34 protein-coding genes and 1 tRNA gene are annotated in these 23,147 nt (G+C 60.4%); 3 read left to right on the top strand and 32 right to left on the bottom strand.

Translation table 11 applies throughout. The features are described from left to right. Positions 1-92 precede the first annotated feature (92 nt). Positions 93-440, top strand: coding sequence for a hypothetical protein (locus GKC41_RS08735; protein WP_229281539.1), 348 nt, complete (start codon positions 93-95; stop codon positions 438-440). An 87-nt stretch (positions 441-527) separates the two neighbouring features. Here GKC41_RS08735 and GKC41_RS00640 read toward each other — a convergent pair whose 3' ends face one another. From GKC41_RS00640 to GKC41_RS00745, 23 genes are all read right to left on the bottom strand, one after another. Next, a complete protein-coding gene (locus tag GKC41_RS00640; protein WP_154312488.1) occupies positions 528-1,268 on the bottom strand; it encodes a hypothetical protein in 741 nt (246 codons plus the stop codon). After that, complete coding sequence (locus tag GKC41_RS00645) at positions 1,265-1,450, bottom strand: hypothetical protein (RefSeq protein ID WP_154312489.1); 186 nt, start codon at positions 1,448-1,450, stop codon at positions 1,265-1,267. Before GKC41_RS00645 ends, GKC41_RS00640 begins: the two co-directional genes overlap by 4 nt. Continuing rightward, positions 1,447-2,037: a hypothetical protein gene (locus GKC41_RS00650; RefSeq protein ID WP_154312490.1), complete on the bottom strand. Its 591-nt coding sequence runs from the start codon at positions 2,035-2,037 to the stop codon at positions 1,447-1,449. The genes GKC41_RS00645 and GKC41_RS00650 overlap by 4 nt, the downstream gene beginning before the upstream one ends. After that, entirely contained in the window at positions 2,034-2,291 is a 258-nt protein-coding gene (locus tag GKC41_RS00655; protein WP_154312491.1) for a hypothetical protein, read from the bottom strand. Before GKC41_RS00655 ends, GKC41_RS00650 begins: the two co-directional genes overlap by 4 nt. Continuing rightward, positions 2,288-2,548 (bottom strand): hypothetical protein, encoded by a 261-nt coding sequence (locus tag GKC41_RS00660; protein ID WP_154312492.1) that lies wholly within the window; start codon positions 2,546-2,548, stop codon positions 2,288-2,290. Before GKC41_RS00660 ends, GKC41_RS00655 begins: the two co-directional genes overlap by 4 nt. Then, positions 2,545-2,823: a hypothetical protein gene (locus tag GKC41_RS00665; RefSeq protein WP_154312493.1), complete on the bottom strand. Its 279-nt coding sequence runs from the start codon at positions 2,821-2,823 to the stop codon at positions 2,545-2,547. The genes GKC41_RS00660 and GKC41_RS00665 overlap by 4 nt, the downstream gene beginning before the upstream one ends. A 133-nt stretch (positions 2,824-2,956) precedes the next feature. Then, positions 2,957-3,487: a hypothetical protein gene (locus tag GKC41_RS08695; protein WP_195760109.1), complete on the bottom strand. Its 531-nt coding sequence runs from the start codon at positions 3,485-3,487 to the stop codon at positions 2,957-2,959. Then, a complete protein-coding gene (locus GKC41_RS00670) occupies positions 3,484-4,569 on the bottom strand; it encodes a hypothetical protein (protein WP_154312494.1) in 1,086 nt (361 codons plus the stop codon). The genes GKC41_RS08695 and GKC41_RS00670 overlap by 4 nt, the downstream gene beginning before the upstream one ends. Further along, on the bottom strand, positions 4,569-4,949 hold the full coding sequence (locus GKC41_RS00675; protein WP_154312495.1) for a hypothetical protein: 381 nt from the start codon (positions 4,947-4,949) through the stop codon (positions 4,569-4,571). Before GKC41_RS00675 ends, GKC41_RS00670 begins: the two co-directional genes overlap by 1 nt. Before the next feature lie 69 nt (positions 4,950-5,018). Then, on the bottom strand, positions 5,019-5,528 hold the full coding sequence (locus GKC41_RS00680; protein ID WP_154312496.1) for a hypothetical protein: 510 nt from the start codon (positions 5,526-5,528) through the stop codon (positions 5,019-5,021). After that, the gene (locus tag GKC41_RS00685) at positions 5,521-5,946 is read right to left on the bottom strand and encodes a hypothetical protein (protein ID WP_195760110.1); all 426 of its coding nucleotides are present in this window, start codon (positions 5,944-5,946) and stop codon (positions 5,521-5,523) included. Before GKC41_RS00685 ends, GKC41_RS00680 begins: the two co-directional genes overlap by 8 nt. After that, complete coding sequence (locus GKC41_RS00690; RefSeq protein WP_154312497.1) at positions 5,943-6,092, bottom strand: hypothetical protein; 150 nt, start codon at positions 6,090-6,092, stop codon at positions 5,943-5,945. Before GKC41_RS00690 ends, GKC41_RS00685 begins: the two co-directional genes overlap by 4 nt. Then, positions 6,073-6,579: a single-stranded DNA-binding protein gene (locus GKC41_RS00695; RefSeq protein WP_154312498.1), complete on the bottom strand. Its 507-nt coding sequence runs from the start codon at positions 6,577-6,579 to the stop codon at positions 6,073-6,075. The genes GKC41_RS00690 and GKC41_RS00695 overlap by 20 nt, the downstream gene beginning before the upstream one ends. A 211-nt stretch (positions 6,580-6,790) precedes the next feature. Then, positions 6,791-6,949, bottom strand: coding sequence for a hypothetical protein (locus GKC41_RS00700; RefSeq protein WP_154312499.1), 159 nt, complete (start codon positions 6,947-6,949; stop codon positions 6,791-6,793). Further along, positions 6,936-7,826: a phage recombination protein Bet gene (gene bet / locus GKC41_RS00705; RefSeq protein ID WP_154312500.1), complete on the bottom strand. Its 891-nt coding sequence runs from the start codon at positions 7,824-7,826 to the stop codon at positions 6,936-6,938. The genes GKC41_RS00700 and bet overlap by 14 nt, the downstream gene beginning before the upstream one ends. Beyond that, positions 7,823-8,356, bottom strand: coding sequence for a hypothetical protein (locus GKC41_RS00710; RefSeq protein ID WP_154312501.1), 534 nt, complete (start codon positions 8,354-8,356; stop codon positions 7,823-7,825). The genes bet and GKC41_RS00710 overlap by 4 nt, the downstream gene beginning before the upstream one ends. Continuing rightward, entirely contained in the window at positions 8,353-8,571 is a 219-nt protein-coding gene (locus GKC41_RS00715) for a hypothetical protein (RefSeq protein WP_154312502.1), read from the bottom strand. The genes GKC41_RS00710 and GKC41_RS00715 overlap by 4 nt, the downstream gene beginning before the upstream one ends. Beyond that, positions 8,571-9,215 (bottom strand): hypothetical protein, encoded by a 645-nt coding sequence (locus GKC41_RS00720; protein WP_154312503.1) that lies wholly within the window; start codon positions 9,213-9,215, stop codon positions 8,571-8,573. Before GKC41_RS00720 ends, GKC41_RS00715 begins: the two co-directional genes overlap by 1 nt. After that, positions 9,215-9,658 carry a hypothetical protein gene (locus tag GKC41_RS00725; protein ID WP_229281540.1) on the bottom strand — a complete coding sequence of 148 codons (444 nt, stop codon included), beginning with the start codon at positions 9,656-9,658 and terminating at the stop codon, positions 9,215-9,217. Before GKC41_RS00725 ends, GKC41_RS00720 begins: the two co-directional genes overlap by 1 nt. A gap of 236 nt (positions 9,659-9,894) precedes the next feature. Continuing rightward, entirely contained in the window at positions 9,895-10,149 is a 255-nt protein-coding gene (locus tag GKC41_RS00730) for a hypothetical protein (RefSeq protein WP_229281541.1), read from the bottom strand. 71 nt (positions 10,150-10,220) lie between these two features. Then, on the bottom strand, positions 10,221-10,469 hold the full coding sequence (locus GKC41_RS00735; RefSeq protein WP_154312506.1) for a hypothetical protein: 249 nt from the start codon (positions 10,467-10,469) through the stop codon (positions 10,221-10,223). After that, positions 10,466-10,792 (bottom strand): hypothetical protein, encoded by a 327-nt coding sequence (locus GKC41_RS00740; protein WP_154312507.1) that lies wholly within the window; start codon positions 10,790-10,792, stop codon positions 10,466-10,468. The genes GKC41_RS00735 and GKC41_RS00740 overlap by 4 nt, the downstream gene beginning before the upstream one ends. Positions 10,793-11,089: 297 nt before the next feature. Continuing rightward, a complete protein-coding gene (locus GKC41_RS00745; protein WP_154312508.1) occupies positions 11,090-11,338 on the bottom strand; it encodes a helix-turn-helix domain-containing protein in 249 nt (82 codons plus the stop codon). 150 nt (positions 11,339-11,488) lie between these two features. Here GKC41_RS00745 and GKC41_RS00750 point away from each other — a divergent pair, with 150 nt between their 5' ends. Together GKC41_RS00750 and GKC41_RS08980 are read left to right on the top strand one after the other, a co-directional pair. Continuing rightward, complete coding sequence (locus GKC41_RS00750; RefSeq protein ID WP_154312509.1) at positions 11,489-11,731, top strand: helix-turn-helix domain-containing protein; 243 nt, start codon at positions 11,489-11,491, stop codon at positions 11,729-11,731. Positions 11,732-12,474: 743 nt separating this feature from the next. After that, positions 12,475-13,353: an SHOCT domain-containing protein gene (locus GKC41_RS08980; protein ID WP_195760111.1), complete on the top strand. Its 879-nt coding sequence runs from the start codon at positions 12,475-12,477 to the stop codon at positions 13,351-13,353. 146 nt (positions 13,354-13,499) lie between these two features. Here the strand turns inward: GKC41_RS08980 and GKC41_RS00760 are convergent. The 9 genes from GKC41_RS00760 to GKC41_RS00800 form a co-directional block, all read right to left on the bottom strand. Next, positions 13,500-13,576: transfer RNA gene (locus GKC41_RS00760), tRNA-Arg, on the bottom strand. Positions 13,577-13,681: 105 nt separating this feature from the next. Then, positions 13,682-14,440: a TlyA family RNA methyltransferase gene (locus GKC41_RS00765; RefSeq protein ID WP_324612025.1), complete on the bottom strand. Its 759-nt coding sequence runs from the start codon at positions 14,438-14,440 to the stop codon at positions 13,682-13,684. A gap of 47 nt (positions 14,441-14,487) precedes the next feature. Next, complete coding sequence (locus GKC41_RS00770) at positions 14,488-14,631, bottom strand: hypothetical protein (protein WP_154312511.1); 144 nt, start codon at positions 14,629-14,631, stop codon at positions 14,488-14,490. 165 nt (positions 14,632-14,796) lie between these two features. After that, entirely contained in the window at positions 14,797-15,861 is a 1,065-nt protein-coding gene (locus GKC41_RS00775; RefSeq protein ID WP_324611987.1) for an HAD-IIA family hydrolase, read from the bottom strand. Next, positions 15,858-17,966, bottom strand: a complete 2,109-nt coding sequence (locus GKC41_RS08700) for a helicase (RefSeq protein WP_229281542.1) — start codon at positions 17,964-17,966, stop codon at positions 15,858-15,860. The genes GKC41_RS00775 and GKC41_RS08700 overlap by 4 nt, the downstream gene beginning before the upstream one ends. 23 nt (positions 17,967-17,989) lie before the next feature. Continuing rightward, positions 17,990-19,321: a tyrosine--tRNA ligase gene (gene tyrS / locus GKC41_RS00785; RefSeq protein ID WP_029678434.1), complete on the bottom strand. Its 1,332-nt coding sequence runs from the start codon at positions 19,319-19,321 to the stop codon at positions 17,990-17,992. 244 nt (positions 19,322-19,565) lie between these two features. Beyond that, the gene (locus GKC41_RS00790) at positions 19,566-20,297 is read right to left on the bottom strand and encodes an SGNH/GDSL hydrolase family protein (RefSeq protein WP_154312512.1); all 732 of its coding nucleotides are present in this window, start codon (positions 20,295-20,297) and stop codon (positions 19,566-19,568) included. 92 nt (positions 20,298-20,389) lie between these two features. Continuing rightward, entirely contained in the window at positions 20,390-21,835 is a 1,446-nt protein-coding gene (gene argH, locus GKC41_RS00795) for an argininosuccinate lyase (protein WP_154313039.1), read from the bottom strand. Positions 21,836-21,852: 17 nt separating this feature from the next. Then, positions 21,853-23,088, bottom strand: a complete 1,236-nt coding sequence (locus tag GKC41_RS00800) for an argininosuccinate synthase (protein WP_154312513.1) — start codon at positions 23,086-23,088, stop codon at positions 21,853-21,855. Positions 23,089-23,147: the final 59 nt, after the last annotated feature.

Consider the following 23,147-nt stretch of genomic DNA (forward strand, 5'->3'; position numbering starts at 1 on the left):
TGGGGGTTGTGGCGTGGCCAGGCAAGTAAGATGCCCGCAGGGAGATATGAAAGGGGGAAGAGAGCCTGCGGGCAAGTGCTATATCTTGTGCTATGAGCATTAACTGGGATGCGTGCAGCGCCATAGCCACTGCGGTTGCTACAGCAGTGGCTTTATTCTTGGCCGTTTACAATATTCGCCAAAGTGTGATAAACGAACGCAAGACCATAGTTGACAAGGCTTTCAGAATCGCTTTACAGCTGGTTGACGTTGTCGGCAGATACTACACAACCAACGGCCCCTACTACGCTTCCATGGTTGCTGTAAAGGGACGCTACCTGATTCGGCTGCTTAACACATACGGTTATTCATGCGACGAACACAAGGTTTTTAATGCTTCAGTAGACATATCCTTTGACGAATTGGATCGTCTCTTTGGACAGATCAAATACAAACAGTAAAGGGCCGGACATCTCTGCCCGACCCTTACACTAAAACCAACTGTAACAGTTATACGGCAACAGGCCGGCTTTGTCAAGCACTGCAGCTCATGCGCATGCTATGAGCTCACTCGTATCGAACTTCCATTTCCCGGGCTCCTCTGCCTTGACGACTGAGGGCAACTTCCCACGTTTGATCCACATGGTCACTTGCTTGCGATTGACTTTCCTTCCGGTCTGCCATTGCGTCCAGTCGGCTGCGTCCTTGGGTGTGCAGGTGATGGTTCGGCCTTTGAGCTCCTCCATCCTGGCCTGTCTGATGGCTGCCACGCTCCACACGCTGCCGCATGCTGGGCATGTCGCCATCTGGTCGTCGGGCAGTCCTGTGATGTCGGCTCCGCACTCGGGGTTGAGGCAGTGCCCGTGGATGATCCGATCCTGTTGCGGCGTGGTGCGCAGCCTGACCCGGTGGAGGGCTTGGGTCAGCTGCTTGTAGTCCCTGCCGCTGTTCGGCGCGTCGGCAAACCTGCCCATCCTTGAAGCCAGCTTGGCGAGCAGCTGTGGCGCTTTGCCGCCCCAGAGGCCGATGTCGCCAGCCACGTCCTGGATGGTGTCCTCCACCTGGTCGTACAGGTCGGCGGCGCTGATGTCGATGGGCGTTGGTGCGAAGGCGGGGTGCGCTGCTCCCCCGCCATGAGCCGAGTAGCGGATCTCCCTCCGCTCCACCTGTTTGAGGTCTCGCATGCCGAGCCTGAGCTCGTGGATGGTCCTGGCGAGCTCCTGCCGGTGGGTCTTGCACAACGGCCCTCGTGGCAGGTCCTCGCAGATCGGGCATCGTGGTGTTGTCAAAACTCGGGTCCCTCCGTATCGATATCGATGCTAGCGGCTTGCTGATGTAACTCACGCGAGACCGTCTCCCGCATGGCTTGGATAACGGCTGGCGAGTATCCGTATTTGCGTTTCAGCTCCTCGTCGGAGGCGTGCTGGCGGATGTCCTGCAGGGCCTTGGCCTGCTGGCTGGCACGGGTCATGATTCCTCCCTTGGCCCCAGTTCCCAATGCTCGTCGTCTGGGTCCAGATGCCAGTGCTTTGGGCAGTAGAAGCCTTTCCCGCTGACACAGATCCAGCTGGTGGCTGGCGGGTTTCCTACGACGAACATGATTCCGGGAGCCAGCTCGTTGAGCACATCCACCAGCCACTGGTCGCTCAGGACCAGGCTCTTTCCGCATCCGGGCCAGGTGCAGAGGACCGTCTGCCCTTTCCAGAGTTTCTGCGTGGGGTTTCTGAGCGTCTTTTCGATGCGGTCGGCGGCCTGTTGTGGCGTGTGCCCGTCCCATTCGGGGGCGCAGTCGACTGCAGGACAGTCGAACAGGTGCCAGTACAGGTCCCGGTAGTGGTTGCTGACCTGGCCGGATGGCAGCTGGGCGGTGACAATGAACCATCCGCCGCCAAAACACAGCTGCCCGTCGTGGTGCCGGTGCGACTTCATGACCGGCCATCCTGCCTGTTGCCAGGCTTTGACGGCCCATGCGTGGTAGAGCATCCGGTACCGGTACAGCTCGTCGAACGTGTGGTAGCCGTCGCTGATCTGTCCGGTGTCCTGTGCTGCTGTGCTCATGCTTCCTCCCTTAGCGTGGTGGCTTTCGTGTTCGGGCCCACGTCTTCAGGCACTCCGTGGGTAGTGGTGACATAGCTGGCGGCGATGAGGGCCAGGATGTTCATGAGCATGTTGTATGCGAAAACCAGACTTCCGACCGCAGCCGTCCAGTCATGCGTGATGATCGCCTGGCCTAAGACGATGCCGTCCAGCAGCATCCCCACTGCGAGCAGGATGATCATCCAGTATTTGGGTCGGTATTTGATGATTCTCATGCTTGCTCCTCTAAATTTTTTGAATCTTGCGGGTCGGGGCCCGGCACCTGCTGCCACTCCTCGTCCAGGTGCCAGTGTTTCGGGCAGTAGTCGCAGCCGTCCCTGTGCAGCCATGCGCCGCCGTTGTCCGGGTCGGCGAACATCATCACGGCGCTGTCGTAGCTCTCCCAGGCGCTGTACTCGCCATCATGGGCGGTTTCTTCGCATCCGGGCCAGTCGCAGGCCAGCGTGTGCGCCGGAAAGGTCATGTCGCTCATGGCTGCTTCTCCGGGTCGGGGCCGGGCACCCGGTGCGGCCATTTTTTGCCATAGTCGTAGTGCCAGTGGTCCGCACAGTAGTCCCGCCCTGTGGCTGGGTCGTGCATGAATTCCTTATCGGAAAAGTCGTTGTACTGTTCGTCCGGCAGGTAGGCCCATTGGCGGACAGCCTCCTCATAGGTCGAGTTGCCGTCGTACAGGTCGTTCTGGGCGGTCTCCTCGCAGCCCGGCCAGTCGCAGGAGAGGCGATGATAGGTCATTACATGGTCGCTCATGGTTCCTCCCCACTATGCTCTAAAACTCATTCTTTGCCGTCTTTCTGCTGTTTTCCCGTGCTATACGCACTCGGACTAGGGTTTGCGGTTGAACGGGGCTTAAAAGGCCCTTTACGTGATTTCTCTTGTTCGCTCACGCTGCTCCTCCTAGGGTGTCCTTGAGGCTCATGGCCCCGATCTGCATCTGCCCGTGGCCAGCGAAGTGATAGCGCTTCGGGCGCGGCTTGGCCTGCTGGTCCTGCTGTGGAGCTTCGAGCTGCTTGCGCCGGGCCGCTTCGACCGCCTGGCTGACGGCCTGCTCCAGGCTCACACCGTTGGCGGTGAGCCGCTTGACCTGCTGGCGGGCCTGATGCTCGGCCAGGGTGCCAAGCTCGCCGGTCGTGCCGTCCATCGCCTGCTCGATGTCCACGTCCGAGGCGCGGCGGCGGTCGCGCATCTGCGCCACCCGCCTGTTGATGTCGGCGGGCATGATCCACGGCCGGCGCGGATTGTCGGCCCATCTGGGGTCGGCGTAGAAGTCGATGTACGCCTGCGTGGCGTCGGTCAGGGTCACGTAGGGCTTGAGCATGAGCTCCCAAGCGGCGGCCGTCTCCGGCGTGATCGTCCGGTTGTCGATGGCAGCGATCCGCATGAGCAGCGTGCCCACATCCTCCGGGGTCATCATGCGGCACCCCCGATCAGGCGGCCCTGCTTCTGCGTCGGCTGGGGCTGCCGCCCCTGCCTTTGGCTGATGTAGGACTGCAGGTTTGCCAGGTTGGACTCGCGCCTGGCCATGGCCGGCGCGGACCATGAGGCCTCCACCTGCCGGCTCAGGTCGGGCCCGTCCTGCCAGGAGTCGGTCTTCAGCCACTTGGCCGGGTAGGGCGCGTAGGTCACATCCCCGGTCAGATAGGCCTTGAGGCCGGCGATGATCTCGTCAGGCTCAGCCCTTCTGGTTGCCTTCTGCCATTCGGTGAAGGCCCTGGGCTTCTCCTTGCGCCGATGCTGCGGGTACAGGCTCCAGAACTGCTCGAATTGGGGCGTGTAGGAGCGGTTCGCGGTTTTTTCGCGGTTGTTAACTCTTGTAGTTGTATCTATTGCCGTTGAATCTATTGCCGTTGTAGTTGTAGTTGAGGAACCCTTCCCGAAACCCTTTGCCAAACCCTTTCGGGAAGGGTTAGATTTTGAAACCCTTTCTGGAAGGGTTTCCGAAAGGGTTAGCGGAAGGGTTCCTTGAAGGGTTTCACTGCCCCAGTCCGCCACCTCAGGGTCCTTCTCGTCACCGGCCAGCTCGTCGGCCAGCTGGGCTATCAACAGCTCAACGAAATCCTTCGTGCTCCTGCCAGTCCGCTCGTTCACCTTCTTGGGCAGGGTCGACGTGTCCAGCTTGGTGATCTCCTCGCGCAGGGTCGCCCTGATGGTCTCCGACAGGGCCTGCGAGGCCGCAGCCTTGATCGACACCATCATGTTCGGGCTGCGCCAGCCGCCGTCCCACTTGATGTAGGTGCGCACCAGCAGCTCCTCGCACCCCTCGTCCACGACCACATACCCTCTGGCCGCCAGATATTTCAAATCATCTTCAATATCCTGGGCCGTTTCGTCGCCCACGCAGTTCGCCCACCGGCGCAGGGCCAGCGTCAGCGTGCCCGCGTTCGAAATATCAGGCTGCGACAGAAGGAACATGTACGTCCTCTGCGCCCGCGCGGGCAGCTTCGTGAACCCGTTCGACCACGCCCTGATGTACAGTTTGCCGTACTCACGCGCCATCAGGCACCTCCTTTCTTGATCCGTTGGCATCCGCATGAAAGTGCGTGGCCGGAGACCATGTCCTTGCCGGCGTGGACTCCTATCCGCCCGCAGTCGCACAGGCAGGTCCACATGATCACCCCGTGCCTGTTACCCGCATAGGAGAGCACAGTCAGCACCCCGTACCGATCACCCCGCAGGTCCTTGATGCGTTTCTGGCAGCCGGGGAAACGGACCAGTGGCTTCGGGGTTCTGTGCAGGGCGGGCATGTCCTCCTTGGAGGCGCGCCCATCATGCTCGGGGTCAACCTGGTGCAGCCGGCGCGTATACCCTCGCCTGCCTTCGGTCGGCTCGCGCAGCATGCGGGCGATCCTGAGGGTCCTCTCGTCAAGCCACGTCATGATGCCCTCCCACCCAGGCAAGCAGGACTGCCACCGCCAGCAGGGCCAGTGCGCGCATATCATCGATGGTCATGACGCGGCCTCCTCTTTGGCCCGTATGAACTCCCACTCTTTGATGGGCTGCCATATGCCCGGGTCCGGCTCTGCCGAAGCTCCTGCACGCGACCACACCACGCCCCGAGAGGTGAAGAAGGTCGTACCGCAGAAGAAGCATCTGCCGTCAGTCAGCTCGACCACCACCACATCCTCGATGCCGGGCATGCTAGGAGCATCTAGAGTAAGGGGCCTGAACAGCCGTTTCATGTCCTTGTTGTTCTCGTAAGGCTTGCGGATGCCTCGGCTGTTGGGCTTGCACCACTGGCCGGGTAGATCACCCAGCCCCGTGCTCGCGCTGACGCCGCTGGCGTAGCGTCCGCCGTCGAGCGTGCGGCGGACAGCCAGCTCTACATGATGTCTCTCCTGAAAGGCGGAGCATTTTTTCATCCACTTCGCAGAGTCGCGCCTGTACTGCTCTGCCAGGGCAAGGACGTGCCTGTCCCCGCTGCGCAGGTACCGCCATTCTGTCTGATACTCAGTCATCGTCAGCCTCCTCATCCGCTTCTTTGCCTGTATCGGGCCCCAGCGGCATCCCGTGGTTGAGGAGCAGCGCGTACTGCTCCAAGGTCATGTAGACCAGTTGCCGGCCCACCGCTTCACGGCTCTTCAAGCCGATGCCGCGCCGCTTCTGGACGACCGCCCAGTATTTTGCGCCGTCGTTCCCGGCTTCGGCCTGCGCCTCGTCGATATGACTAGACACCTCCATGCGGGCCGTGTTCTTGCACTCGATGACCACACGCTCCTGGTCGAGCATGACCCCGGTCACGTCGCCCCGATCCTTGGAGCCGGTCAGATGACGGCGTTCGATCCTGGGATCATCCAAAGCCCAGGCCAGGTAGCGGACCGTGGCCGACTCCATGTCAGCGCCCGCCTTCCGCGCACTCCTGCGGTTCCGGCTCATATCAGGCCCTCCATGTATCTCCTGTCGCGCTCCAGCTCCGCCTGGCGTTCGGCAACCTCCTCGCGTCTGAGCTCGGCGGCTTCCACCGCATCCCAGTCGATCGGCTGCTCGATACCCGCATGAGGGTCAAAAGACCGGATCATCATTGCCGGCACCTCCCCACGGGTCCTGCTGCTGGGCGGCGGGAGTCTGAGCCTGCTGGCCGCCCCACTGCTGGGGGCTGCTCCCCCACTGCTGCGCCTGCTGCTGGCTGTTGTTGCCGTTCCTGGTCACCTGGACCGTGTTCCTTGTCAATGCAGGCCCGATCTCGTCCAGGCGCATCTCCACGACCGTCCGCTTGTTGCCCTCACGATCCTGATAGGAGCGTTGCACCAGACGACCCTGCGCGATCACCCTCATGCCCTTGGTCAGACTGGCCTTGATGTTGGAGGCGGTGGGATGATACTGCGTATCCCAGGCCGAGCAGCGCAGGAACAGCGCCTCCCCGTCCACCCACTGCCCCGAGTTCCTATCGAACTGCCGGGGCGTGGATGCGATGGTCAGGTTCACCACCGTGCCCCCATTGGACGTGGTGCGCACCTCCGGGTCAGCGGTCAGATTGCCCACCACCGTGACGTAAGTATCGCCAGCCATTAGTCTTCACCTCTAAAAACTTTGAAATTGATTGGATTGTCCTGGGTCTGAAAGCGTCGTGTCGTCCGGTGCCTCTCCTCGGCCTCCTGATTGCACATGTAGCCATGCCACTGGGCGCGGGCGCAGGAGGAGGAGTGGCATTTGTCGCACACGCCCGACGTGGGGTGCGCGCAGGTCGCACACGGGCAGTCGGCCCTGGATTGCAAAGCCATCAGCGGTCACCCCGGTCCAGGCACCAGCCGAAGCCCGCCAGGGCAGCCAGGTCCAGCAGACCCAGCTGCGGGTGGACCAGCGTCCAGCAGACGGCGAAGAACCCGACTGTGCCGCACACGGCCGCGGCACACAGCCACAGCAGGTCAGCGGGAGGCATCAGGAGCCTCCTGGCTGAGGGCCTGCCTGGTGCGTGAGACGACCAGGCTGGGAGCCTCAAGCAGCATGGCAGCCTCCTCGTGCGTCATCTGCTCGGGCAGGCTGATGGGCTTGCCGACCAGAGCCTTGAACGCAGTCTCCGCCTGGCTAACCTTGCTCACGCCGCCTTGGCGCATCAGTGCCGCCACCTGGTCCTGCTGCTCCTTGGAGGCCATCACCTCGGCCTGCACCGGCTGGTCATCCTGCTGGGCTGGCTTCTGTTCCTCCTTCGGATCGCTCTCCTGGATCTCGTCGTCACCATACAGGCCCGACAGGTCCTGCGGGAAAGCCTTGCGCAAAGCCAGAGCCTCCGCGCACTTGGCAAGCATGATGGCCGGCTTGCTCTTCCACATGGATGTCGGCTCGGCATGCCATGACCCGTCCTGGTCCTTGACCTTTCTCGTGCCCTGGTACTCCTCCAATGTGGCCACGCCGGTGAAAGTGCCCTGCCCGCGCTGGACCACGACCTTGGCGGCCAGAGGAGGATGCTTGGCGTCCAGCCACGCCTCCCGCCAGACAGCGTCAGGCCCGCACCAGGCCGTGACCGGCTCGCCGAAAGCCTCATGCGACCGGTCGGCGGCCCTCCTGGCTATCAGGCGGAACCCGTCGATGCCGGTCTGGATCGTGTACTTGGTCACCCACTGGCCATCCACCTTCGTCCGGCGGCCGATCATGTAGATCTGCCGGGCGAACGGGTCCAGACCCGTACGCTGCACCTCATGGAAGAACACCGCCAGGTCACCCTGGCTGGCATCCTGCACGCCCATCTGCTGCAAGGCGGCGATCTGGTTCTGCGTGAAACCATCCTGCTTGTCGGTAATCGTCAGATCGCTGCTCATGCCCAGTACTCCTCAGCCTTGCCGTCCTCGTCGCCGGCCGAGTCGCCGCTGGTGATGCCCAGCAGCTGGCGAGCCTGAGATTGTGCCTTTTGGTCGTTGAAGATCTGCGACCACTCCTTGACCTTGCTGACCGCGACCGTATCCCCCGTGCCACGGGAGAGCTCCACGCCGGCAGGCTGCTCGCCGCCATGCTGGCCGATCAGATGCTCGATCGCGTCAGGCTTGGTAGCCCACTCCACCGGATACGGCACCTGCTCCACGCTCGACTCCTCGCCATGCGTCTCAAGCCACTGGGCGAAAGCCACAGCATCCTTGACCTTCCACCGGGGCTCGCTGCCATGCTTCGCAGCCACCGTGCCGATCTCCGTGGTCAGATGCTCCTTCGCGTCCATCTTCTCGGTCAGAAAGTCCTTCAAAGCCTCAATCTGACGCTTCAATTCCTTCTCCATGGACTGTGCCAAGGCCAGCTGCCGTGCCGCCTCATAGGACGTGTACTCGCCGTCAGCCAGTCGATCAGTAATATCCTTCATCGTTCCTCCTCTTTCTTCCCGTTTGAAATGCATTCGAGCGGCAGATGCTCCGCCACATCCTCGTCGGTGACAAACTCCGACATCCAGGACCTGTCAATCGGGGTTGGATGCCACTTGGCCAGATGCAGCCACTTGTCATGGCCGTCCTCGAAACGGATCCACAGGTCGCCGTCCTCGTCCTCATAGATGCCTAAAGCATCAGGTATCTGTGTCATCACTTGTCACTCCCCTCATGCTCGTATGGTTTCGGCAGGCCAACCTCGTCAGGGTGATTAGAGCTCCCCAGGGCCATCCGCATGGGGACGATCAATCCGGCTATCCGCTCGTCATCGCTCATCACCCACCAGGCGTGCGCTGAAGCGCTATCCCCTCCGACGGAAGGGGCCAGCATGAAACGAATGGAACCCTCCGGCATGACCGCAAGGATCACTCCCTCCAACAGCTCCGCGTTGAAGGACACCTGCGCGTAGCCTGTCCGCGCCCGAGTGAAAAGATGGGCGACATCCGGATAGTCGAGCTCGTCAGGCTCTTTCCACCGTTCCGCATCCAACAGGTCCCAGGAGGAGAGAGCGCCGACAGCCCTCGACCATTGGGCCATGTTGGTCAGAATGTCAGGCTTGGTGTTCTCGCTGTCGTTGTATGCCGGCTGCAGATCGATCCAGCTGTCGTCCGGCACATCCAGACCGGACACATCCCAGCGGATGGCGATAAAACGGTTCGTGTAGTAGGCGTACTTGCCCTGCTTGGAAATCCTGCACAAGGCTGGACGGTCATAGCCCGTGGCCTTGGCCCATGCGGCCAGCTGACGAGCCTGTTTGCGGGACACCAGCAGAGGAGTGCGATCCAAAATGCTGCTCATCAGGCGGCCCTCCCGCTCTCAAAATGCACAGGAGTAAGAGGCATCAGGTTCGACATGTACTTATCGCTCTTGGCTGGCTGATCGAGGGCATCAGGCTCCACGGAACGCCAAGGCCCGTCATCCGTCGACTTCGCAGCCCTGGCCCAAAACTCGCCCATCGTATCCTTATAAAAACCAGGCTTCGCAGGGACGCTCACCTTGCGTCGCAAAGCGCAGGAGACCAAGCGCAAATCTATAGGATTGCGTCCAAGAGCATCAGTGCCTACACATGGATAGTCCGTGTGTGCCAGCGATGCTTTAGTCACCTCGTACAGCACGCCATCTACCACCACGGCATCCCCGCAGCGCAGATCCCTGACATCAATCCGCGTCCAGTCGCGCTCATCCCACACCAGGTCCAGGCTCTTGATGCCGTCCAAGGGTCGCCACCTGCGATCCTCCATATTCGCAAGGATGGCTATATACGCCTGCCTTGAATAATCCCGCTTGCCGTACAGTATCGGCAGCTCAGCGACCATACGGATATATCCAGTGCAGTCACCATGTGGGCGATCAGTACCAGCGGTTATGTCAAAACTGTCATATTGGATTGCTCCTGATATTGTCGTCCCATCATCCAGAGTCACCACTACATGCTTGCCGCCAAAGTCCTCAGATTTGAGGTCGTTGTACCATTCACTCATTTTCTTCCCCTACGATTGATTGTTTTGATTGTTTTCCGCCGTCTCTTCAGCGAGCGCCGGCGGCGTTGATGCCCGGCCTGCAGGGCGTGCATCCTGGAGTGGGTGATCAGCGCCCACAGGCTCACTTGTTCCAGACTGTCCGCCGCATCATCCAGCAGATCATCCACCTCATCAGCGTCATAGCTTTGATGCAGCCAGCCCCTGGTGGTAAGCAGCCGGCACCGGATGTCATGGGGTGTGATCAGAGTCATCAGACCCACCCCCCAGCCCGTAGAGAGCACGAGTCGCCGGGTCAAGACGCTCCAGCTCCAGCTGGGCCAGCTCAGATGGAGTCATCAGGCACCACCTTCACCGGGTCACGCAGCTCCTCGCGCATATCCCACACCTCATCAGGCGTGTAAAATTTGCCATTGCCGATCTTCCGGCCATGGCCGCGTGCTATTTTGTCGAACTGCCCGTCAGGGATGCCGCCCAGCATCCGCTTGATGTCGTCGGGGTTGTAGAACAGGTGGCCCTGCCGGATGGACGAGGTGACAAACTCGACCTTGAGAGGATCCTTTTCCTTGCTCATGCCGCCACCCCCATCTCTGCGAGCGCGTAGCGTGCGCACCTGTGACCAGCACGGCTAACCCCGTTACGGTCCGTCACCACGACCACGCCCTTACCTACCAGCTCTTTGAGCCGGGTCCGGATCGTACTGTCGCCAAGCCGACAGCCGAGACGCTGCTCCACACGCTCCTGCAGCCTCCACTCCTCCACCGGCTCACGCAGGCCGGCCAAAGCCTTGACCGTCTCCGCCTGCATACGGTTGACATTCACGGTCTCAGCCGCCTCATAGGACGTTTCAGGGTCGCCCCTGCGCGTCGGAGCGGCTGGTATACTTTGTGTTGACATTGGATGTTTACTCACTTTCTGTGTCGTTGCCGCAGTTGCAGCTGCGGCATTTTTGTTGGTTAAGCTTGTCATCACCGTCGCTCTCTTTCGGAGGCGACCCGAATGATCTCCTGAGCCTCAAGGACTGCGTCCTTCTGCTCTTTGGTGTCGAGCCCGGTTAGAGCATTGGATAGTTCGCGAATTTCGGCACGGTCTGACCGGTTGGCCGAGTACCAGAGGTCCGTCAGCTTTTGATCGGCATTTTCGAGAGCTTTAAGCGCTCTATGGCACCGGTACAGCAGTATGCGGGCACCCATGTCACGCCGCCAGCTTGTATCGACGCTCTGCCTCTTTCATCAGCTGCAGGAAGTCAATATCCAAGACTTCGGATATTGCCACTACGTCTGACACGGTGAATGGGTACCGATCTGACTGGTTCAATCTCCTAAAGAAAGTGGACCAAGGGATGCCGGCGCATTGAGCAACCTCCCCCATTGACTTTCCTGATTGTTCGATGGCATCCTTGATTGTGGATGCGAGTAGATTGGCATACTTTCCTATGTCCATAATCGCTCCTCTTAAGATTTGAAGGGTTACTATCATAATTTGATAGTCAGCTCTTAGTTATTCATAGTACCGTTCATTCGGATAATGTCAAGCCGGAAAATATCATTTATTCATATTGCACTTATCGAAAATGATAGTAATATATGAAATATGAACATTAATCAGGCAACAGCAAAAGCACTTCACGCCGCCAGAGCGGTCAGCGGTCTGACGTATGACGAGCTAGCAAAGAAAACAGGGATGAACGTCCAAGCCATCTACCGCGTCTTTGGAGCAAAGGGCGAGATAAAGGTGACCCAGCTTGCATCGTTGGCAAAAGCGATGGGTCTTACCCCATATCAGATCATGGAAGATGCACAACGCATCATGGATCGCAGCAAAGAGGATTACTAGCCGTTGGGTCTGTACCTCGTTGACAGGGCCGTCGACGTTGTTGTTTTCCGCAGTACAGACCTTGAGGATAATGTGGGCTTCGTTGGCTGTATACAATTCAGTTCCTTATCTATGTGTCTTACGTTCTGCGCCTATGCCGGCGCACTAATGCCCAAAATCCGTGTAGACTACATAGCAGCACCTCCTTTCAGGTGTCTACTTCTAGGGGAGCCGATCACTTGGCGGTGGGTGGCTTCCCTTTTTTTATGCCCTGTAGAGCCCTTCTCTGGGCTTCACTCGAACATCTGTTCGAATGCTTTAAAGATACGTCGGGACGCGATATGTGTCAATTCGATATGAGTATGCCCGATGGGCGGTTCGCATTTGGTAGAGGCTGCGGCTTGCACCGAGAGGAGCTCCTTAATCTGGCCGTCTGCGAGGCGGCGTCTTGTTTTGTGACTTGCACCACTGTACCCGACCCGCGAGAGATGACAAAACGTTACATCAACTGGTATTATTGAGGTTTCGACCCCTCAAACAATCTTTGAAAAGCATTCTGCCAGCTAACGTCAAACGATTGCCTATAATGGCCCGAAATAGGATCTTTTACACCTTGATTACACTCCGTGTTCGCCACACCTGAAAATTCAGGAACTTCCCAGCAAACTATGCAGTTCGAGCGTTGCTGATAGTCTGCTGATAGTCGTCGAAGACTCTAAGGATGGGGAAGCATGGGACTGATACATCACAAAGACGATTCCGCGGTGCCTGCACAGACGCTGACGGTCAAAACGAACAGGGCGCGCATCACGATAGACCAGCATGAGGTCAAAGAGACTTTCGACCCTGTGATGAGCGACCAGTATTCCAGCCCAGAAGTCCACATACCACTGGAATGCCTGCATGATGCCAGATATCAGTCCAAGTGGTCCGGTTGGTATATCGTCCTAAGCGTGCAATTCGAAGATGGCACCATGTCTGATGCAAAACTCTCGGAGAACAACCCCTATACGCCATCCGTGGGGATAACCCAGACCGGCAAGGCGAAGCGTTTTGTCGAGACTCTCCATGCCATGCTCCCCAAGAACCCGAAGCCGTTGCCGGAGCCGTTAAAGGTCGCACACCGGAAAAAGGCCGGAATCATGGACGAGTTCAAGACCGACGGCAGACTTTCCATGATTTCAGGCAAGGATAGAAGCCAGCTGGTGCTATACGGCGACCACATAAGCGACGGAGCCATCGACCGTCCACTGTATGGCGTCCAAGCATCTTTGGACGATGCTAACAATGCACGGAAGAGGATTACCGCTACCCGAGCAGCAGCAGTGGGAGTGCTGGCCTTGGCGGCAAAGAAAGCGGAGCCCGGCGATCATTTTGTTATCGTCGACGGTCCTGACTTCCAGTGGTCTGTGCAGGTTGACAACGCTTCTGTGTCGGCTGCAAGAAAATTCGTCACCGCGGTAAACTCGACTGCCCGCCAGTACGAGGCTATGCACCCCAAGGCTCAGGAGACCCAGGAGAGTGGCGACACGGCAGCACCGACAGTGGATGGCCAGCTTGCCCACCTGGCAAGACTCCATGAGTCAGGCGCTCTGGATGACGAGGAATACACGGCAGCCAAACACCAGCTGCTCGGCATCTAAGCGATTCGTTCGTAGAGCCCCGCTTCGGCGGGGCTTTTCTTTTGCGGATACTTTTATCCAACGAATATCCAACAAAATCGGGTTTTGGGGAAACTCCGCAAGCAATGGAAAAGCCCCGCAGCCATTGCGGCTGTAGGGCTTTCGCGTGGTGCGCCAGACAGGATTCGAACCTGCAACCTGCTGATCCGTAGTCAGCTGCTCTAATCCGTTGGGCTACTGGCGCATGTCATCTCGACGAGGAACTCGTTTTGACAACTCATTTATATTACCGCAACTGCAGATTCTGTCCAGTCTGGTGTGTCGTGCGGGAAGCGTAAAGCCACAGGCCTTAAGCCGACTGTGACCAAGACAGCCAAAGTAGATATTCCATGTTGCCATGGGCACCGGTTATGGGCGATGGCATGGTAGCACGGACAACAAATCCATGCTCACGCGCACAAGCCAAGACTCGCTCCAAAGCCTCTTGCCTGCTGTCCTCGTCCGTCACAATGCCATGATGACCCAGCAGGCTACGTCCGACCTCAAACTGGGGCTTGACCAGCAGCAGGCAGTTGGCAACAGACGCCAGCAAGGCAGGCAGGACCGGAATGACATAGGTCAGCGAGATAAAAGACACATCCGAGACCACGTATTCCGGGCGATAAGGCAGGTCCCCCGGCTGAACTTCGCGTATGTTGACACCGCTCATGTCAATCACCCTAGGATCAGCGGCAATCCGTTCAAGCAACTGTCCGTGGCCCACATCAAGGGCGATAACTCGCCGTGCACCATGCCTGAGCAGGACGTCAGTGAAACCGCCCGTGGAGGCCCCGATATCGAGGCAGAGCCTGTCCCGCGGACCGGCCATCCCCTGCGCCGCAAAAGTCGTCAGGGCGCCTTCCAGCTTCAGCGCTCCCCGAGAGGCATAGTCATCGCCCGGGTCCAACAGGATCACATCGCCTGGCTGGACACTCTGAGCAGGTCGTGAAGCCAGATGATCGTTAACCGTAACCCGTCCCTGACGAATCAGAGCCTGGGCTCTGGCACGCGAATCCGTCAGCCCCTGTGAGGGCAGGACGCGGTCAAGCCGGTCGTGGGCAAGAGCCACAGTTCTTCGCCGACCGTCCCCAGAGCTGACGACCGTATACTCATTGTTCACTTGCCCTCCCGCTCCAGGTCCTGCTGGAGACCGGTCAGCACTTTCCCGAGCAGCTCGACCTGTTGGGCATCATCCAGATTATCCAAGTCAGCCAAATCAGGGAAACGCTCCAAAAGAGGAACCATGGCTTGCTTATCCATGGACTCTTCAGGCGCTAACGCAGTCGTTTCCTCATCATCTGCGTGTGAAGACCGCGCAGAACGCTCAGACCCTACAGACTGCCCATGTAGCCCGTAGTGATTGGATTCCTGGGATGACACGCTCGCTTCGGGCTGTCCGGACTTGGCTTCTTCCGACATGGCCCACTATGCCCCTACGACAAAGGCGGGCAGATCCAGCGAGTCCATGTCTCCACCACGATCCTGGTACTCCCAGAGCGCACAGGCACAGGCTCGCACAGCATCCAAATCAGACAGGGGATCGCCACCTGCCTCAAGAGCGCGCAGGGTGACATGCCCGTCATCGTCCACCCTTGCGGTTTGGCCGCCGCAGTGCCAGATTTGGTCTGCCTCCTTACTGGGCTGGGGCTGTGGCGCAGTCAGGCCGCGCAGATCTTCAGCCAGATAGGTCGGCCGCAACTTGGCCGGTGCTGTCAGGATGGCGGGGGTTCGGGCCACGCCTGTCAGGACGACCATGGAGTCGTACCCGCCCCGGTTGGCTGCCTCGATGTCGGTGTCCAGACGATCGCCCACGGGCAGGCATCGGTCAACGTCGAAAATCTTCTCTTGGCTATCCGCTAACAGCTGCCGAGCCTCGTCGTACATGGCCGATTCCGGCTTACCGGCCGAATCCTCCGGCTGCTTTCCGGTAGCCAGAATTACCGGTTGGAGCATAGCTCCATTGCCGGGCGCCATGCCACCTTCACGGGGCAAGGTCTGATCCTTGTTGGTAGTGAAGTAACGTGCACCATTTTCAATGGCAAAGGCGGCCTGGGCCAGGTCCTGCCAGCTCAACTCCGGATACCAAGCCTGAATAACGGCCTCTGGCAGATCTGCTGCCTTGTCTACCGGCACCATCCCATTGAGGCGGATCTGGTCACGTAGATGATCAGATCCGATGACCAGCACCCTGGCGCCCTTTTGCAGGTATCGGCGCAGCATCCGTGCGGCAACGACGGCCGAGGTGATGACCTGGCCATCGTTCAGGGTCAGACCGAACCCGCGCAGCTGATCGGCCACCACCTGTGGGAACCGGGATGCATTGTTGGTGGTGTAAGCCATTCGCATGCCGAGCGTCTGAGCGCGGTCGATACCCTCGGCCGCATGCTCTACAGGGTCGGCGCCCCGGTAGACCACCCCGTCCAGGTCCAGTAGAGCCAGGCGGTAGGTCTTTGCCGGAGCGTCATCAGTTCCTTTGAGGAAGACGGTCACGATTCAGCCTTGTCTTCATCAGTGGTTTCGGACTGGTTGACCTGCTCATCCTTGACCTGTTCACTTTGAACATCGGTAGTGTCTGCTTCGGATCCTGAATCCTGGATGGTCGCATCACCATTGTCAGTAACAGTTACGTCGGCTTCGCTATCGTTCTGGCCGATTTGAGAACCATCGTCCGAAGTTTCTGCGTCAAGGCGGGAAGACTCTTCACCAGTCTGCTTCACAACATCTGATGATTCTGTCATTTCAGATTCCGGCATTTCGGACGAACCGGCTGAGTCGGACGAACCTGTCGAATCAACTTTGTCGGATGAACCGGCAGAATCAGATGCGCCGGTTGAGTCACCTGTGCCAGTTGAGTCCACTGAATCGTACGAGGCTACTGATTCAGAAGATTCCTCAGCCTTACCGTCATCGGCACCCTGCTCGGATGCGTCAGTGACATCAGCCTCGGCATCCTCACCACCATCCGGATCAATGGAGAGATCCTCCATCATGGCCGGATCCAGGTGCTCCAGGTCGTAGTCAATCAGGATTTCCTCGGACTGCCCACCATTCTGGCCGTCCTCGTCCTCATCCTCGTCGGCATACTCTGCTTCCAGCCGATCCAGAAGAGGTTCCAGCTCCAGAGCCTCCTGGCTGCGACCAGCCTGTTCGAGGAAGTTCTGCTCTGCCTGCACGGCACGCATCCGGTAGTCGCCGCTGAGCCCCCGGGCCTTGACCAGGGCCTGAACGGTCTCGATGGCCTTGTCCCACAGGCCCAGATCGCCCAGGGCTCCGGCATAAACCAGGAACATCTCCGCCTTGGACTCGCCCTGCAGCTGGCTGCCCTCCTCAGAAGTGGCCTCCTCAATGGCCTTGCGGGGATTGCCCAGGCCACGTTCGCAGTCGGCGATGAAGGGCAGGTAATCGGAATAGCCATTCATGCGATGTGCAGTACGGAACTCCTTCAAGGCCAGCTTGTAGTCGCCCTGACGGTAGGCCACCAGGGCCAGCGTCTCCCGGGCAAGATCGATCCGGGAGGCCTGTCGTGCAGCCCACTTGGCATGGGCCAAGGCTCCCTGAGGGTCTGTCTCCTCCAGCGCGTAGGCGGCCAGAATGTGCAGACCGATGTTCTCCGCGTGCTCCTTACTCAGTCCGCGCAAGCGCAGGCGATCATCCTTGGAGAGCATGGACCATTCCAGGCCCTTGGGCATCTTGGGTTCGCCAGGCCGACGATCCGTATAGGGGTTCTGCGATGGGTAGGAGATGGTCCCGTCTGAGTTGCGGCGACCGCGGTCATAGCCATTCTGGCGGTCACGCTGATAGGCCCCACGGCGGTCGTCATGACGATGGTCGTCATAACGACGGTCATCGTGACCATGCTGGCCCTGGTACCTGTCGCCCCGATAGCCGCCTTGACGATGGTCATCACGGGAACGGTCACCATAGGAACGGTTGCCATAGTGACGATCTCCATGTGAACGCTCCTGGCGTGGACGGTCATCACGGGAGCGGTTGTTCCATGGGCGATCCCCACCGGACCGCTCATCCTTCCGACGATCAAACCTCCGGTCGTCATCCCGACGACGGTTCCCGTGGAAGCCCTGACCACGATCACGGTCACGGTCATGCCGCTGGTAGCCATACCCCGACCGACCGCGGTCGTTGTCATGATCGCGATGCCCGTAGCCGCCGTTCCTGTTGGCGTGGAAGTCGCGACGTGGACGGTCGCCATCCTGCCAACGGCCGTGGCGGTCGTCACGTTTGTCGAAATGCCGGTCCCGGTCGGAATCCCTGCGGAAGCCGCCGTGACCATCCTGACGGTCATGCCTGTATCCGCGATTGTCGCGGTCGAATCGATCGTTCCTGCGCCCGCGGAAGGGCCGTTGGCCATTCCTGTTCTCGGAGCGACGCTCTTCGCCGCCCTCGCCGTCATGGTTGTGGAAGTTGCCGGAACGGTGACCTCCCGAACGATAGCCTCCGGAGCGGTATCCGCCCGAGTGCGAACCGCCCTTGTGGAAGCCCGAAGAGCGATGGCCGCCCGACCGGAAGCCGCCTGGACGCGAACCGCCCCGGCCCCGTCCGCGATCGCCCCGGGAATGATTATGTTCTTCTGCCATCAGTGTCCTTAATTCCTACGTTCCTACTTGCCAGCCCGGCGCTCAAGCGCGCCCAGGGCCTTCTTTCCTCTGCGAACCAGGGCGAAGCGCCCATGCAGAAAGTCCTTCTTCTCCAATACCTGATCCGGATCCTCGACCCGCTGGTTATTCAGATAGAAACCGCCCGATGCCACAGTCTTACGAGCCTCGGAGACCGAACGGAAGAGCCCGGTCGCAACCCCGGCCTCCACCAGACGCTGACCCTCGCGGGCTGCGGGCAGAGCTCGACCGCCTTGACCGTCATCGACCTTGAGTCCGTCCAGCGCGGAATCCAGCACATCCTCGTCCAGCTCCTCCAGGGTCTTGCCGCGACCGAAGAGGGCACCAGAGGCATCAATGGCCCCTTGGGCGGCATGCTCGCCGTGCACATATGAGGTCACCTGCCAGGCCAGAACCTTCTGGGCTTCGCGAGCACCGGGATCCTGGGCGGTCCGCTCCTCCAAACGCTCAATCTCGGCCTTGGGCAGGAAGGTGAAGGTCTTCAGCAGCTTGACCACCTGGTCATCAGGCTGGTTGAACCAGAACTGGTAGAAGCGGTAGGGGCTGAACATGGTGGGATCCAGCCAGACTGCGTTGCCCTCGGACTTGCCGAACTTCTTGCCCTGGGAGTCGGTAATCAAAGGGCTGGTCATGACGTTGACGGAGGCATTGCGCACCTTGCGAATCAGGTCCAGGCCGCTGGTCAGGTTCCCCCACTGGTCGCTGCCGCCCAGCTGCAGACTGCATCCGTAGCGGTCGAAGAGCTCCAGGAAGTCGTTGCCCTGCAGCACCTGGTAGCTGAACTCGGTAAAGGAGATGCCCTCGTCAGAATCCAGACGGCGGGCCACCGTGTCCTTGGCCAGCATGGTGCCCATACGGAAGTTCTTGCCCACATCGCGCAGGAAGTCGATGGTGCTCATAGACCCGGTCCACTCATAATTATTGACGAATCGGACGGGGTTGTCTCCCTCGGTGTCCAGGAAGCGCCCGATCTGACCACGAAGGCGCTCGGTCCACTCGGCCACGGTCTGCTTGGGATTCAGAGTGCGCTCCCCCGACTGCCGAGGGTCGCCGATCAGCCCGGTGGCTCCGCCGACGACGGCGATGGGATGCAGACCAGCAGCCTGCAGGTGGCGCATGTTGAGCAGCTGGACCAGATTGCCCACGTGCAGTGAGGGGGCGGTGGGGTCAAATCCGCAATAATAGGTCACCGAGGGGTCGGCCAGCACCTTCCTGAGCTCGGACTCGTCCGTGCACTGGGCAATGAGACCGCGCCACTTGAGTTCGTCGAAAAGCGAGTCGAAACCCGCCTGCCTGAAATCGGTGACCTGCGACATGAGAGGCTACTCCCTATCGAATATTTGATGAATGTACGCTAAACCCTACTATTCTTGCAACAGATACCGACACGGCGGGGCCCCGGACCGCCGCAGACAAGGCCTCACCAAGCAGGAATCCCCAGGGGACGAAACCAGATGATCATTGTGAATCGACCACTCCGGATTGACGATTGACCGCTAGTTGCTTTTGCCAAGACGGGGCGACCGGCTGAATCCGCTCAGCAAAACCACCGCGTCTGAGTCAGGAATGTACAGACACAGACAATTGATTGATCAGGTCTTGGGGAATGTGGTCGACCACACAGGCGGCCATGCGCCGGTAACCTTCAACCCCAGGATGGAAATGGTCAATGCCCCAGAAGTCGGGTCGGTCAGTGCCAACATCGTCGCGGGTGGCATCCACAAAGGGCACCGAGGCCTCTTGACAGACCTGACGGCTGGTCTGCGTCTGGCGGGCTATCCTGCGCTCCACCTCGGCCCTGAGCGCCCGGCCGAGCGCAGGATCCCGATAGAGCTGACCGGAACTGAGGACCAGCACCTGACGGCCCTTGTTTTTGGCCAGCTCGATGCTGGCAGCCAGGTCATCCCGCCATTGTTCGTCGGTGCGGTTGGCCATGATGTCGTTGGATCCTGCACACAGGACCAGCAGATCAGGATGGTCCTGCAGGGCGGGCAGGAACCGGTAGCGCACCCTGCGGATGGTGGCCCCCAGCCGACCCTGGGTCGACCAGGATACCGGACGCCCCAGCCGGGTGGCCAGGCAGGCGGCTATGTCAGGAACGAAGCCCTGGCTCTGGTCCTTCACACCGCAACCGACCGCCATGGAGTCGCCCACCACCAGCATGGTCAATGGTTCCAGGTCGCGGCCTCGGTTCGGAGGCGAACACAGCCCCTGGCGTGAACCGGGCGGCTCCTTGGCCAGAGTGATGTGCTGCTTGGCCCACCAAGCCTGGACCAGTGCCACCGGATTCATAATCACCGCCGCCTTTCGCCGTTTGGCGTCCCTCTCGAGGAATTGCCGTTCGGAATTCTAACGCGGCCACCGGTCTGACGAAGCCAGACAGCTCACCTGGGAGGACGGTAGGCAGGCCCATCAGACTGCGAATCGGCGAAAGTCTTCAGCTCCTCCAGCGCATGTGCAGCCTGATCCATCTGCTCCTTGACTCTCTCCGGCGCGGTGCCTCCCTGGCCCCGGCGAGCACGCACGGCTCCCCCGGTGGTTAGGACAGCACGGACCTCCGGAGCCCGATCGGCAGGCACCCAGTCAGCGAAGACCCTGACGAAATCGGCATCATCCAGGTCGGCCAACTCGCAACCACGACCCTCGGCCAGCTTGACGCAGGCCCCGGAAAGCTCATGGGCATGCCGGAAGGGCACCCCCTGCCTGACCAGCCACTCAGCCAGGTCGGTGGCCAACGCAAAGCCTGTGGGAGCCTGCTCTTCCAGACGATCCTTGTTAAAGGTCAGGGTGGCGACCATGCCGGAAAAGGCGGGAAGCAGGACTTCCAAGGTGTCCACCTGGTCGAAGACCGCCTCCTTGTCCTCCTGCAGATCGCGCGCATAGGCCGTCGGCAACCCCTTGAGAGTGGTCAGCAGGCCAGCCAGATCACCAACCAACCGACCGGCCTTTCCACGAGCCAGCTCAGCCACGTCCGGATTCTTCTTCTGAGGCATGATGGAGGAACCAGTCGAATAGCCGTCGTCCAGACGAACGAAGGCGAACTCCTGGGTGTTCCAGATGATGATCTCCTCAGCCAGTCTGGACAGGTCCACGCCGATCATGGCAGCGACGAAGGCGAATTCGGCCACCACATCCCTGGCGGCAGTCCCGTCGATGGAGTTGGCGCAGACCCGGCTAAAGCCCAGATCCCGGGCCACCGGCAGTGGGTCCAGACCCAGGGTGGTGCCGGCGAGCGCGCCAGATCCATATGGGCTGGCATCGGCACGCTGGTCCCAGTCCCTCAGGCGTTCCAGGTCACGGATAAGAGGCCAGACATGGGCCATGAGCTGGTGAGCCAGCAGGACAGGCTGGGCGTGCTGCATGTGGGTGCGGCCAGGCATGACCGTGGTTCCCGCCGCCCGGGCCTGATCCATCAGAGCCCGGGCCGTATTCAGCAGGTCCTTGGCCAGCACCCGGGCGTGACGACGCAGCCAGATCCGGATCAGGGTGGCGATCTGATCGTTGCGCGAACGCCCGGCCCGCAGTTTGCCGCCCAGCTGGTCCCCCGCTATGGCAATCAGGCCGCGCTCCAGTGCTGTGGCCTCGTCCTCGTCGCCAGGCTCTGGGGCAAAAGCACCGGAGTCCACCTGATCCTGAAGTTCATCCAGGGCCTGCTCCATGCGTGCCAGCTCGTTATCATCCAGCAGTCCAGCACGGTTGAGGGCCCGGGCGTGGGCACGGGAACCGGCCAGGTCGTCGTCGGCCAGCCGCCAGTCGAACTGGGTGGACCGGCTGAGTTCGACCAGGGCCGGCGAGGGACCGCCGCTGAAGCGCCCGCCCCAGAGGGCCATGGGCTTGTCGCCGGTGCTCACTGGTCTTGTCCGTCCTGTGCAATGCCGTTGCCGAAGCGCATGTCACGGGCGGCTGCCACCTTGTCGGCCAAGCCGTAGATGGCGATGAACCCATTGGAGGCGTTCTGATCGAAGCTGTCGCCGGACTCATAGGTGGCCAAGCTGTAGTCGTAGAGGGAGCTGTCGGAGTGCCGACCGGTGACCACGGCTCGTCCACCGTGCATGACCATGCGGATGCGGCCGGAGACATAGCGCTGGGTCTCTTCGATGAAGGCATTCAGGGATCGAACGGCAGGCGAATACCACTGGGCGTCATAGACCAGCTCGCCCCAGCGCTTATCGATGTCGCGCTTGATCCGGTGCTGTTCGCGCTCCAGGCAGCAGTTCTCCAGCTCCTGGTGGGCGGTGATCAGGGCCACGGCGCCTGGTGCCTCATAGAGCTCGCGGGACTTGATGCCCACCAGCCTGTCCTCAATCAGATCCACACGTCCGATCCCCTGGGCCCCGGCCCGGCGGTTCATCTCCTCGATGGCCTCCAGAGGGGTGACCGCCCTGCCATCGATGCGCACGGGGATGCCCTGTTCGAAGTCTATGGTCACCTCATCCTCAACCGGCGGGAAGGCCGGGTCGTCGGTGTAGGAGTAGACATCCTTGGTGGGTCCATTCCAGGGATCCTCCAGGTACCCGGTCTCGATGGCCCGTCCCCAGACGTTCTGGTCGATGGAATAGGGGCTCTCCTCGGTCTGCTCGATGGGCAGGTGGTGCTCCTTGGCGTAGGCGATCTCCACATCGCGCATCAGTCCCAGGTCTCGGATGGGGCTGATGGCCTTCAGCGAAGGGTCAATGGACATGATGGAGACCTCGAAACGGACCTGGTCGTTGCCCTTGCCGGTGCAACCATGGGCTATGGTGTCGGCACCGTACTTGTGGGCCGCCTGGACCAGATGCTTGGTGATCAGCGGCCTGGAGATGGCCGATACCAGCGGGTAGACGCCCTCGTACATGGCATTGGCCTTGAGCGCCAGCATGCAGTAATCCCTGGCGAACTCGTCCCTGGCATCCACCACGACGGACTCTACGGCCCCGCAGTCCAGGGCCCGCTGGCGGATGGTCTGCAGACGCTCGCCACCCTGGCCCACGTCCAGGGAGACAGCCACCACATCCTTGCCGGTGCGCTCCTTGAGGTAGGGAATGGACACCGAGGTGTCCAGGCCGCCTGAGTAGGCCAGCACGATGCGATTGTTTTCGGTCATGGCGATCCTCTTTCCTTCTAATTTCACATTTGCAGATATTCAGTTCGTGCTTTCAGCGA

The organism is Bifidobacterium asteroides, assembly GCF_009683175.1.
Lineage (GTDB): Bacteria > Actinomycetota > Actinomycetes > Actinomycetales > Bifidobacteriaceae > Bombiscardovia > Bombiscardovia asteroides_H.

Coding starts and splice junctions, on each gene's coding strand:
- GKC41_RS00750 (WP_154312509.1), top strand. CDS start 11,489: ATGAACATTAATCAGGCAACAGCAAAAGCACTTCACGCCGCCAGAGCG.
- GKC41_RS00745 (WP_154312508.1), bottom strand. CDS start 11,338: ATGGACATAGGAAAGTATGCCAATCTACTCGCATCCACAATCAAGGAT.
- GKC41_RS00670 (WP_154312494.1), bottom strand. CDS start 4,569: ATGGCGCGTGAGTACGGCAAACTGTACATCAGGGCGTGGTCGAACGGG.
- GKC41_RS00665 (WP_154312493.1), bottom strand. CDS start 2,823: ATGAGCGACCATGTAATGACCTATCATCGCCTCTCCTGCGACTGGCCG.
- GKC41_RS00655 (WP_154312491.1), bottom strand. CDS start 2,291: ATGAGAATCATCAAATACCGACCCAAATACTGGATGATCATCCTGCTC.
- GKC41_RS00735 (WP_154312506.1), bottom strand. CDS start 10,469: ATGAGCAAGGAAAAGGATCCTCTCAAGGTCGAGTTTGTCACCTCGTCC.
- GKC41_RS00685 (WP_195760110.1), bottom strand. CDS start 5,946: ATGAGCCGGAACCGCAGGAGTGCGCGGAAGGCGGGCGCTGACATGGAG.
- GKC41_RS00730 (WP_229281541.1), bottom strand. CDS start 10,149: ATGACTCTGATCACACCCCATGACATCCGGTGCCGGCTGCTTACCACC.
- GKC41_RS00675 (WP_154312495.1), bottom strand. CDS start 4,949: ATGACGTGGCTTGACGAGAGGACCCTCAGGATCGCCCGCATGCTGCGC.
- GKC41_RS00770 (WP_154312511.1), bottom strand. CDS start 14,631: ATGGATAAGCAAGCCATGGTTCCTCTTTTGGAGCGTTTCCCTGATTTG.
- bet (WP_154312500.1), bottom strand. CDS start 7,826: ATGAGCAGCGATCTGACGATTACCGACAAGCAGGATGGTTTCACGCAG.
- GKC41_RS00720 (WP_154312503.1), bottom strand. CDS start 9,215: ATGAGCAGCATTTTGGATCGCACTCCTCTGCTGGTGTCCCGCAAACAG.
- GKC41_RS00690 (WP_154312497.1), bottom strand. CDS start 6,092: ATGATGATCCGGTCTTTTGACCCTCATGCGGGTATCGAGCAGCCGATC.
- GKC41_RS00800 (WP_154312513.1), bottom strand. CDS start 23,088: ATGACCGAAAACAATCGCATCGTGCTGGCCTACTCAGGCGGCCTGGAC.
- GKC41_RS00740 (WP_154312507.1), bottom strand. CDS start 10,792: ATGTCAACACAAAGTATACCAGCCGCTCCGACGCGCAGGGGCGACCCT.
- tyrS (WP_029678434.1), bottom strand. CDS start 19,321: ATGTCGCAGGTCACCGATTTCAGGCAGGCGGGTTTCGACTCGCTTTTC.
- GKC41_RS00650 (WP_154312490.1), bottom strand. CDS start 2,037: ATGAGCACAGCAGCACAGGACACCGGACAGATCAGCGACGGCTACCAC.
- GKC41_RS00695 (WP_154312498.1), bottom strand. CDS start 6,579: ATGGCTGGCGATACTTACGTCACGGTGGTGGGCAATCTGACCGCTGAC.
- GKC41_RS08735 (WP_229281539.1), top strand. CDS start 93: ATGAGCATTAACTGGGATGCGTGCAGCGCCATAGCCACTGCGGTTGCT.
- GKC41_RS00715 (WP_154312502.1), bottom strand. CDS start 8,571: ATGACACAGATACCTGATGCTTTAGGCATCTATGAGGACGAGGACGGC.
- GKC41_RS00680 (WP_154312496.1), bottom strand. CDS start 5,528: ATGACTGAGTATCAGACAGAATGGCGGTACCTGCGCAGCGGGGACAGG.
- GKC41_RS00725 (WP_229281540.1), bottom strand. CDS start 9,658: ATGGAGGATCGCAGGTGGCGACCCTTGGACGGCATCAAGAGCCTGGAC.
- GKC41_RS00700 (WP_154312499.1), bottom strand. CDS start 6,949: ATGCCTCCCGCTGACCTGCTGTGGCTGTGTGCCGCGGCCGTGTGCGGC.
- GKC41_RS00645 (WP_154312489.1), bottom strand. CDS start 1,450: ATGACCCGTGCCAGCCAGCAGGCCAAGGCCCTGCAGGACATCCGCCAG.
- GKC41_RS00790 (WP_154312512.1), bottom strand. CDS start 20,297: ATGAATCCGGTGGCACTGGTCCAGGCTTGGTGGGCCAAGCAGCACATC.
- argH (WP_154313039.1), bottom strand. CDS start 21,835: ATGGCCCTCTGGGGCGGGCGCTTCAGCGGCGGTCCCTCGCCGGCCCTG.
- GKC41_RS08700 (WP_229281542.1), bottom strand. CDS start 17,966: ATGGCAGAAGAACATAATCATTCCCGGGGCGATCGCGGACGGGGCCGG.
- GKC41_RS00710 (WP_154312501.1), bottom strand. CDS start 8,356: ATGAAGGATATTACTGATCGACTGGCTGACGGCGAGTACACGTCCTAT.
- GKC41_RS08695 (WP_195760109.1), bottom strand. CDS start 3,487: ATGATGACCCCGGAGGATGTGGGCACGCTGCTCATGCGGATCGCTGCC.
- GKC41_RS00660 (WP_154312492.1), bottom strand. CDS start 2,548: ATGAGCGACATGACCTTTCCGGCGCACACGCTGGCCTGCGACTGGCCC.